General features: G+C 70.8%; 6 protein-coding genes. 1 reads left to right on the top strand and 5 read right to left on the bottom strand.

The annotated features are described in order from the left end of the window. On the bottom strand, positions 1 to 1,541 hold a 1,541-nt coding region (locus tag AC51EU_RS26245), incomplete at its 3' end, for an MDR family MFS transporter (protein ID WP_496269560.1). Positions 1,542 to 1,633: 92 nt separating this feature from the next. Continuing rightward, entirely contained in the window at positions 1,634 to 2,107 is a 474-nt protein-coding gene (locus tag AC51EU_RS26240) for a MarR family winged helix-turn-helix transcriptional regulator (RefSeq protein ID WP_496269559.1), read from the bottom strand. Positions 2,108 to 2,332: 225 nt separating this feature from the next. On the opposite strand from AC51EU_RS26240, the gene AC51EU_RS26235 reads away from it, so the two are divergent. Then, a complete protein-coding gene (locus AC51EU_RS26235; protein ID WP_496269558.1) occupies positions 2,333 to 2,551 on the top strand; it encodes a hypothetical protein in 219 nt (72 codons plus the stop codon). A gap of 136 nt (positions 2,552 to 2,687) precedes the next feature. On the opposite strand, the gene AC51EU_RS26230 is transcribed toward AC51EU_RS26235, so the two are convergent. The 3 genes from AC51EU_RS26230 to AC51EU_RS26220 all read right to left on the bottom strand — a co-directional run bounded on the left by AC51EU_RS26230 (position 2,688) and on the right by AC51EU_RS26220 (position 5,602). Further along, positions 2,688 to 3,578 (bottom strand): hypothetical protein, encoded by an 891-nt coding sequence (locus AC51EU_RS26230; protein ID WP_496269557.1) that lies wholly within the window; start codon positions 3,576 to 3,578, stop codon positions 2,688 to 2,690. A gap of 199 nt (positions 3,579 to 3,777) precedes the next feature. Beyond that, positions 3,778 to 4,614 (bottom strand): RNA polymerase sigma factor SigF, encoded by an 837-nt coding sequence (locus AC51EU_RS26225; RefSeq protein ID WP_496269556.1) that lies wholly within the window; start codon positions 4,612 to 4,614, stop codon positions 3,778 to 3,780. 190 nt (positions 4,615 to 4,804) lie between these two features. Next, complete coding sequence (locus AC51EU_RS26220; protein WP_496269555.1) at positions 4,805 to 5,602, bottom strand: RNA polymerase sigma factor SigF; 798 nt, start codon at positions 5,600 to 5,602, stop codon at positions 4,805 to 4,807. Between the last annotated feature and the right edge of the window lie 133 nt (positions 5,603 to 5,735).

The following is a 5,735-nucleotide window of genomic DNA, read 5'->3' as shown; positions in this document are numbered from 1 at the left end:
GCCGCCTTCTCGCCCTCCGTGCTCTGCGCGAGCCCGCCGCGGGTCTTCAGCGGGACCTCCTTGATGAACACGGCGAACACCAGCGCCAGCAGCGCGCAGGGCGCCGCGTACAGGAAGACGTCGCCGACGCCGTGCCCGTAGGCGCTCTCCATGACGGTGCGCAGCGGGGCCGGGAGCGCGCTCAGGTCGGGGATGCCCCCGCCGCCGGAGCCGTGCTGCGCGGCCGCCTTCGCGGCCTTGGGGCCGAGTTCGGCCACGCCCTCCTCGACGTAGTGGGTCACCCGGTGGGCGAGGGCCGCGCCGAGCGCGGAGACGCCGACCGCGCCACCGAGGGAGCGGAAGAAGGTGACGACGGACGAGGCGGAACCGAGGTCCTGCGGGGCGACCTGGTTCTGCGTGCACAGCACCAGGTTCTGCATCATCATGCCGATGCCCAGGCCCATCAGCGCCATGTAGATGGCCATGTGCCAGTACGCGGTGTCGTGGCGGAGGGTGCCGAGCAGGCCGAGGCCCGCCGTGACCAGCACACCACCGGAGACCAGCCATGCCTTCCAGCGTCCGGTCCGGGTGATGATCTGGCCGGAGACCGTCGACGAGACGAACAGGCCCGCGATCATCGGGATGGTCATGACGCCGGACATCGTCGGCGACTCACCGCGCGCCAGCTGGAAGTACTGGCTGAAGAACACCGTGCCGGTGAACATCGCGACACCGATGAACAGCGAGGACGCCGAGGCCAGCGCGATCGTCCGGTTGCGGAACAGCCGCAGCGGGATGATCGGCTCCGTCGCCCGGCTCTCGACGAGGACGAAGACCGCGCCGAGCACCACCGAGCCGCCGACCATCGCGAAGGTCTGCCACGACACCCAGTCGTACTTGTCGCCGGCCAGCGTCACCCACACCAGCAGCAGCGAGACCGCCGCGCTGATGAAGAACGCGCCCGCCCAGTCGACCTTGACGCCCTCCCGCTTGACGACGGGCAGGTTGAGGGTCTTCTGGAGCACGATCAGCGCGATGACCGCGAAGGGCACACCGACGTAGAAGCACCAGCGCCAGCCCAGCCAGCTGGTGTCGGTGATCACGCCGCCGAGCAGCGGGCCGCCGACCGTGGCCACGGCGAAGGTGGCACCGAGGTAACCGCTGTAACGGCCGCGCTCCCGGGGGGAGATCATCGCGGCCATCACGATCTGGGCCAGGGCGGACAGACCGCCCACGCCGATGCCCTGCACCACGCGGCAGGCGATCAGCATGCCCGCGTTCTGTGACAGGCCGGCGACGACGGAGCCCGCCACGTAGACGATCAACGATGCCTGGACCAGCAGCTTCTTGCTGAAGAGGTCGGAGAGCTTGCCCCACAGCGGCGTGGTCGCCGTCGTGGCGAGCAGCGAGGCCGTCACCACCCAGGTGTAGGCGCTCTGGCCGCCGTTCAGCTCGTGGATGATCTCCGGCAGCGCGTTGGAGACGATGGTCGACGACAGGATCGCGACGAACATGCCGAGCAGCAGCCCGGACAGCGCCTCCATGATCTGACGGTGCGTCATCGGGGCCTGGCCGGAGGGGCCGGGCCCGCTCCCGTGCCTGGCGCGGCCGCCCCGCACACCGGCTGGTGTGGTCGTAGCCATGTAGTTCCTTTTCATCCTGCGGGTGTACGGGTGAGGGAGTCGTGGGGGACCCGGCTGCGGCAGTCGCCGAAGCTCGTACGGAGCCTGGCGAGCAGCTCGATCAGCTGCCCGACGTCGCTGTCGGACCAGTCGCTGAGGTACCGGGCAAGTGTTCTGGTGTAGGACTCGGCCAGCTCGGCGAGCAGCGCCTCGCCGCTCGGCGTCAGCCGCAGCAGCCGCGACCGTTTGTCCGCCGGGTCGGGCGCCCGCTCGATCCAGCCGTGGCCGGCGACATGCGCGACGTGCCGGCTGGTCACCGACATGTCGATCGCGAGCAGCTCGGCGAGCCGGCTCATCCGCATCTCGCCGTGCCGGTCGAGAAGGGTGAGCACCGCGGCGGAGCCGGGCGGGCACTCCGGGGGGAGGATGCGTGCCATCTCCCGCTTGACGGCCCCGATGGCACTGAGGTGCCGGGCCAGTTCTTCGTACTGGGACCGAGCGGCCATGGCTCCTCCGCACGTCTCTTTTCGTTGCTTGAGGCAACCGTAAACATGTTGGTTGCTGAAGGCAAATGAATCTTGGGGGTGGGGAGTAAAGGGGAGGGAAAGGTTCGGTGAGGTGGATGTCAAGGGTCGGACGGGGTGGAAGATCATCGGCTCCGGCGTGCCCCGTGGCGCCCACCGTGCACCCTGGGGTGCCTCGAAGCCCCTTGTTCGCTAGGGTCCTTGCCCATGGCGATCAACCCGCAGAACCCGTCCGAGGGCAACTACGACCCGGCGGGCAGCACGCAGATGTTCCGAGCCTTCGTGGACGAGGGAGCCGCCCCGCAGACCGGCGGCCGCGCGGCGGCCCGGCAGCAGGCGTCGTCCGGCCCGCGGGTGGGCCTCATCGCGGGCGTGGTCGTCGCGATCCTGGTGATCGTCGGCGCGGTGTGGCTGGCCCTGGGCTGAGCCGCGGGGCGCCGGATCGCGCTTCGCTTCCCCTTCTTCCTCTCCTTTGTCTCTCCGTGCGTCGTACGGAGCGGGGGCCCGGTTGTTCCGGGCCCCTTTTCTGTTTGCGGGGGCGGGGACGCCGTCCGGGCCCGCCTCACTTCCAGTCGAACGACACGTCCCGCGTATCGAGGCGCATCCCGAGCGGCACCCGCCAGGAGTCGACGCAGACCCGGTACGTGGCGGTCCTCCGTTCGCCGGGGGCCAGGGGGAGCGGCAGCGGGTGGGTGGACGCGACGGTGCCCCAGTCGATGCCGAGGAGGCCGATGAGGTGGGTGCCGAGGGTGACGGTGCCCGTGGTGACCGGGGTGCGGCCGGTGTGCAGCAGGGTGAACGAGACCTTCTGGCACCAGCGCACCTCGGTGTCCGCGAGCCCGAGGCCGCCGATCATGAGCCCCTCGGGGGCGTCCGGGCCGGCGGGGATCGCCGGGGACGGGGTGCTGGGAGAGGTGGGAGAGCCGGAGGGGGCTGTGGGGGAGCCGGTGCCGGGGGAGCCCGGAGTGCCGGAAGGGGAGGCGGAAGTGCCGGGAGGGGGTGCCGGGGCGCCGGAGGGTCGTGAGGGAGGGCGGAGATCCGTTACCCCGGGTGAGGGTGAAGCGCCCGGCGAGGTGGGAAAGTTGGCCGGATCACGACGGTCGGGAGAGGGTTTGTCCGGGCGCTCGCGGGTCTGCCGGCCGGTGCCGGGGGCCGGGGTGGCGCTGCCGCCGCCGGACGGGGTGCCGTCCAGAGGGGTCAGCTCGACGCCGTCCCGGGGCGGTACGGCCTGGGACGGGGCGGGGCCGTCGGGGCCGAGTGCCGCGTAGCCCTGGTCGGAGGTGTTCCCGCAGCCGGCGAGGAGCGCTGCCGCGCAGATCACGGCCGCCGCGGGGAGGGCCGGCGCCCGGCGCGTACGGGTCGTACGGGGCGCGGGCGTACGGGAGGCCGCGCGGGGCGCGTCCGGTGCGAGGGGTGCGGGCGGGGCGGGTCGTGCGCGTGACAGCCGTCGCATCGGGACAGTGTCGGTGACGGGCCGTCAGGAGTACAGGGGTGTGCACCCCGCGTTCCCGCGTCCGGGGCGGGCCGGGCGGTACCGGGGCCGTGTCAGGGGGCCGGGACGTACCGGGCCGTACCGGGATCGCGCCAGGGGCCGGGGCCCGTCGGTTCGTCCGCTGTCCGCCGAGGGGCAGGTGGCCTCGGCGGACCGTTCCTCATTCGGCGATGAGTCCTTCGCGCAGTTGCGCGAGGGTGCGGGTGAGCAGCCGGGAGACGTGCATCTGGGAGATGCCGACCTCCTCGCCGATCTGCGACTGCGTCATGTTGGCGAAGAAGCGCAGCATGATGATCTGGCGCTCGCGCGACGGCAGTTTGGCCAGCAGCGGCTTGAGGGACTCGCGGTACTCCACGCCCTCCAGGGCGCTGTCCTCGTAGCCGAGGCGGTCCGCCAGGGAGCCCTCGCCGCCGTCGTCCTCCGGGGACGGGGAGTCGAGGGAGGAGGCGGTGTAGGCGTTGCCGACCGCCAGGCCGTCGACGACGTCCTCCTCGGACACGCCCAGGCAGCGGGCCAGCTCCGGGACGGTCGGGGAGCGGTCGAGCTTCTGGGACAGCTCGTCGCTGGCCTTGGTGAGGGCCAGACGCAGCTCCTGGAGGCGGCGCGGTACGCGCACCGACCACGAGGTGTCGCGGAAGAACCGCTTGATCTCACCGACGACCGTGGGCATCGCGAACGTCGGGAATTCCACGCCGCGTTCGCAATCGAAACGGTCGATGGCCTTGATCAGCCCGATGGTGCCGACCTGGACGATGTCCTCCATCGGCTCGTTGCGGCTGCGGAATCGGGCCGCCGCGTACCGGACGAGCGGGAGGTTCAGCTCGATCAGGGTGTCGCGGACGTAGGTGCGCTCCGCGCAGTCCTTGTCGAGGGCGGCCAGCCGCAGGAACAGGGAGCGGGAGAGCGTACGGGTGTTGATGGCGTCGTCGTCGTGTGCGTGCGGTGCCGGTGCGGGAATCGTGGGAAGCACCTTCGAGCTGCCCAGTTCTACGGACATGCCACCCCCTTGAGGTCGCGGTCGGGTCGCTGCGGCGTCCCCGGGCCGGGGTGGACCGAGGAGTGATGTCTCCACCTGAATACCGGAGGCAGTGCCACGGCAAACGCGGTTCCAGCAGAATGTCACATGTCGGCAACACGCTGTAGCGCCTTGTCGACATATCTGCGCGGGATCGAGTCGTCCGTCCCGGTCACGCCTCGATCCGATTTGCGGAACGGAGGCGTGCGAAGCTCCGCGACAGTAGCCGCGAGACATGCATCTGCGACACCCCCAGCTCCGCACTGATCTGAGATTGCGTCAAGTTGCTGTAGTAACGGAGGAGCAGAATCCGCTGCTCGCGTTCGGGGAGCTGGACGAGCAGATGCCGCACGAGGTCGCGGTGCTCGACGCCGGCCAGCTCCGGGTCCTCGTAGCCGAGGCGGTCCAGCAGGCCCGGCAGGCCGTCCCCCTCCTGGGCGGCCTCCAGGGAGGTCGCGTGGTACGAGCGGCCGGCCTCCAGGCAGGCCAGTACCTCGTCCTCGGCGATCTTGAGGCGGTCGGCGATCTCGGCGGTGGTGGGGGAGCGCCCGTGCTGCACGGTCAGGTCCTCCGTGGCGCCGTTGACCTGCACCCACAGCTCGTGGAGGCGGCGCGGGACGTGGACGGTGCGGACGTTGTCGCGGAAGTAGCGCTTGATCTCGCCGACGACGGTGGGCATGGCGAAGGTGGGGAACTGGACACCGCGGTCGGGGTCGAAGCGGTCGATGGCGTTGATCAGCCCGATGGTGCCGACCTGGACGACGTCCTCTATGGGCTCGTTGCGGCTGCGGAAGCGGGCGGCGGCGTAGCGCACCAGCGGCAGATTGGCCTCGATCAGGGCGGCGCGGACCCTGCGGTGCTCGGGCGTGCCGGGTTCCAGCCCCGCGAGCTCCGCGAACAGCACCTGGGTGAGCGCCCGCGTGTCCGCGCTCCGGCTCTCGCGGGATGGAGCCTTGGCCGTCACGGTCACGCCACCCTTCGCAGTGCATGTATCCGGCAAAAGCGGTCATAGCATCACAAGACATGTCCACTGTGTGCAAGCACCGCATCACACCGTGTTGAGTGGCGAGTTGGCGGTGTGCCGGGGGCTTGCGCGGCACGGC

This window comes from Candidatus Streptomyces philanthi, from assembly GCF_059553635.1.
This window is presented reverse-complemented; position numbering and strand designations above follow the sequence as displayed.

Bases quoted from the DNA above. Each gene is read 5' to 3' on its own strand.
- AC51EU_RS26240 (WP_496269559.1), bottom strand. From the start codon at position 2,107: ATGGCCGCTCGGTCCCAGTACGAAGAACTGGCCCGGCACCTCAGTGCC.
- AC51EU_RS26225 (WP_496269556.1), bottom strand. From the start codon at position 4,614: ATGTCCGTAGAACTGGGCAGCTCGAAGGTGCTTCCCACGATTCCCGCA.
- AC51EU_RS26230 (WP_496269557.1), bottom strand. From the start codon at position 3,578: ATGCGACGGCTGTCACGCGCACGACCCGCCCCGCCCGCACCCCTCGCA.
- AC51EU_RS26235 (WP_496269558.1), top strand. From the start codon at position 2,333: ATGGCGATCAACCCGCAGAACCCGTCCGAGGGCAACTACGACCCGGCG.